The following is a 3432-nucleotide window of genomic DNA, read 5'->3' as shown; positions in this document are numbered from 1 at the left end:
TCTAAGCGAAAAATATCTGAGTTAAGGCGGTTAACAAATAGCAATTTTCACTACAACAGCACTTGAAGCAAATTTATAGCACGAACCACCATAAATGTAATCATTAGGTCTGTTTTGTTATAAGGACGTCCATCGTTACCATTTTTAGGCAACAAAATTTCTTCGAAATTTACAAAGGCACTGGATTCCCACTTCCGTGGGAATGACGATATTATTTTGAATTTAATTCATGAAATCCAGCAAGGTTTGGGGCAAAAGCTACTTAGCGTAACCAACTGATACAAGGGAAATTCACCTATTAACTATTATTCTCACTTAATGTGAGTCGGGGCATTATGTTTGCAATCTCATTCTCACATAATGTGGTCTCATTATCATTTAATCTGGGGTTTGGGCTTAGACCCCCTAGCTGAAATTTATCTAAAGCCTGACAACAAAGAAGAGTGTGCTGGCAAAATTAGAGACATTGTGGCCAAATTTATTAAGGCAGAATTTCAGGTGATATTGACGGTTATGGAAGATGACGATAACAAGTATGCCAATATAATCTCTCAAGGCAATGATGCTAATAATGTCACATTGTAATTCTTATTAGAGCCGTACTCACGGCTCTAACTGCTTCACATCAATTGGTTAGTTCCATATAGCGGTGGTAATACTCTCTATATAGCGGTGACTTCATAGGGTCTTCTACTGACTCTGTAATGCTCGTTTTGTAGCGAAGAAGATCTATTATATCCTCAGTGCTTTCATTAAGGTATTTTTGAACCTCTTCATCTGTAGGTGTGTATTTTTTTAGACCATGAAGCTCTGAAGCAAGATATGCTGTGTTTGGCCTTGCTTGCCCACGCCCACGCCCACGCCCAGTATGAGCGTTATATTTTTTTAAAAGACTATAAAACAAAGTCTTATTCTTTACTTCAGCAATAGAGGTGTGAGTGGACTTTTCAAGAATTCCCAAGGCGAGGTTTCTGATGTTTTTAAGAAATACCGACTCTTCCATTTCTAGATTCAAAACTTCTATTGCTGTGTCAACTATGGCTTCGTCCATTTTCCAATTTCGAATACATAATTGCGATACTTCAACTAGCCCCTTATAGATGTTTTTTAGCTCAGCTTTAATGCCCTCTGAAGTCTTTTGGCCATTGTCTTCAGCCTCTTCTATTTCCACTTTAAGAGCGCTAAAGCTTGAATTTAGCTTAGCTTGAATTTCATTGATTTTGCCCCTTTCTGATTGTTCAGCCGCAATAACGATATTGAGTTCAATATGGTTATTATTTACTACATTCACTAAATTTCTCATCGACTTACCTCAAGTTAAAAAAAAGGCCGCAAACAGGGGTCTCATGACTAAAAGAACATTTTTTCTCGCAGGCTCTTGAAAGCTTTGGTATGACTGGGCTAGAAAGAAAAAATCGATTTTTATACCGTCTTAGAGGTTAATTGCAACTTATTGTATTTATTTTGATTTAACATATTTGCATTTTTCATAATAAATTTACATAACAATTTATTTTAAATTATGAGGCAAACTTTGAGGGGATATCAAGTTTTGGTGAGGTAGCTATAAAGGGGGTCTAAGCCCAAACCCCAGATTTTTTTCCTCGCCAGTACGGATTAGCTGTAGTCACTTGAACTTCTAACACTTTTGCATCAACAAACTGGCTCACTTTTGGACATTTTCGTGTTAGAAGATTTGCTCTAACCACTGAATTTCTGATTACTCAAAGTATGAATAAGCTCTAAACCTATGGCTAATTTCTGTTGGCCACTACATATCGATTCCTGATCGTCCGAATAGTATCACCAAGGATGAGTTTATCTTCAGGAAAATCTAAAACTACATTGATAATATCTGCCATAGCTTGATTGCTGAATCTAAACCCGATAGGCAGCTGATTTAATTCATCAAAATTGGCGTCAAACGCAAGAACAAAATCTTTATGATCTGACGCTCTTCCATTTAGTACCGCATCAGGGATTTCAAGATGTTGTGGTATTGGTTGAAGCTCTTCAAACTCACCAATCGCTTCTACGACATCAGCCCGTGAAGGCCAGTATTTAAGATCATATTGATACGCCAGACTTTCAAGCTCATTTTTAACGTAAGCCCCGAAAAGATAGTTATGATTTCCTCATTGCAACAACGAATCGACTGCTGTTTGATAATCATGCCGGCAAAAACCAGATAACTCATACAATTCACTCTGGCGTCTTAGCATACCGACCAGGCGACATGAGACCTCTGAGATATCTTCTTGTAATTTGAGTAGCTCACGCCTATTGGTTCTAGCTTGGATAAACTCTTCCATTGCAAAATCAGCGCTCATCCAGATATGTTCCAATGTCAACCAAACAGCTTCAGCATTTGGCCTTTCTGATTCAGAAAGGATTGCTAGTTTGTCAGCGTAGCCAAACTTATTAATTAGCTCGTTGAACACCCTTTCAAGGTTTGATGCCTGATCAATCATCCGTTGCATGAGTGGCCAGCGGGTCATCCAAATTTTTTCCTCTCGGTTATCTTCAAGTTCCCTTTCTATCAATAGTTCGGACAGTTTTATGAACTGAGCTTAATTATACCCGTGATCATTGAAGATGCGACTTTTTCAAACAAAGACTTGAAATTATCTGTAAAGAGATCATCATACAGCCATGATTGAAATATCCTTAACCAATGAAGAAAAGCAATTACTAGAATCACGGCATAAATCGTCAAGTGATAGTCGTGAGTGTGACCGACTTAACAACCACCGTCTGAAAGACGGTGGGTTACACTATGTGGGCTGAAAGCCCGCTCCTCAACTCCATCACTCTAAATCAAAGTTATCTTCATCTTTTCGCTGAAAGTGATGTTCTAGATATTCAGCAATCATGTCTTTGGTTAACTCTCCTGCCGTAACACAAAAGTAACCTCTAGCCCAAAAGTGTTGCCCCAATATCTCTTTTTTATTAATGGGTACTCATTTAATAACTTGGTGGATGTTCTGCCTTTGATTCTTTTCATTATCTCAGCTGGGGCTAACTTTGGCGGTGCAGAGACTAGAAGATGAACATGATCCTTACTCACAACACCACGTAATATCTCTATTTCAAGATATTCGCAAACCTGCCTGACTAAATCCCTAACTCTCACACCTACATCCCCTAAGAGAACTTTGTATCGATACTTCGTTACCCATACGAAGTGATACTCAATTTTATATTTGGTGTGAGAACTATGCCTGTATCTCATATAAGCATCATAAAGCCAACTTCTAGCTAAAAGCTACCCGTCTGAAAGACGGGGGTTTTAGACCACGTTGCGAGACTAATAAAAGTCGTTCTACTATGTTCTGAAAGCTGGTCATTTTCTTTGATTGCTCAAGCGTTACGGATAGATAAAACCACAGTTAAACGTCATCTTGATGACTATCAAGCTCAAGAAAAACTAAA

At 38.3% G+C, this 3432-nt stretch carries 3 protein-coding genes and 1 pseudogene; 1 reads left to right on the top strand and 3 read right to left on the bottom strand.

What is annotated here, in order from left to right; genetic code table 11:
• Positions 1-339: 339 nt before the first annotated feature.
• Positions 340-585 (top strand): hypothetical protein, encoded by a 246-nt coding sequence (locus JQC92_RS21515; RefSeq protein ID WP_205001580.1) that lies wholly within the window; start codon positions 340-342, stop codon positions 583-585.
• A 40-nt stretch (positions 586-625) separates the two neighbouring features.
• On the opposite strand, the gene JQC92_RS21510 is transcribed toward JQC92_RS21515, so the two are convergent.
• The 3 genes and pseudogenes from JQC92_RS21510 to tnpA form a co-directional block, all read right to left on the bottom strand.
• Entirely contained in the window at positions 626-1303 is a 678-nt protein-coding gene (locus JQC92_RS21510) for a hypothetical protein (protein ID WP_205001579.1), read from the bottom strand.
• Positions 1304-2135: 832 nt separating this feature from the next.
• Positions 2136-2498, bottom strand: a complete 363-nt coding sequence (locus JQC92_RS22830; RefSeq protein WP_239480677.1) for a hypothetical protein — start codon at positions 2496-2498, stop codon at positions 2136-2138.
• Between the two features lie 363 nt (positions 2499-2861).
• Positions 2862-3232: pseudogene (gene tnpA / locus JQC92_RS21500) on the bottom strand (IS200/IS605 family transposase); the annotation flags it as partial.
• Positions 3233-3432 lie beyond the last annotated feature (200 nt).

It is taken from the genome of Parashewanella hymeniacidonis (assembly GCF_016900895.1).
Taxonomy (GTDB): Bacteria; Pseudomonadota; Gammaproteobacteria; order Enterobacterales; family Shewanellaceae; genus Parashewanella; species Parashewanella hymeniacidonis.
This window is presented reverse-complemented; position numbering and strand designations above follow the sequence as displayed.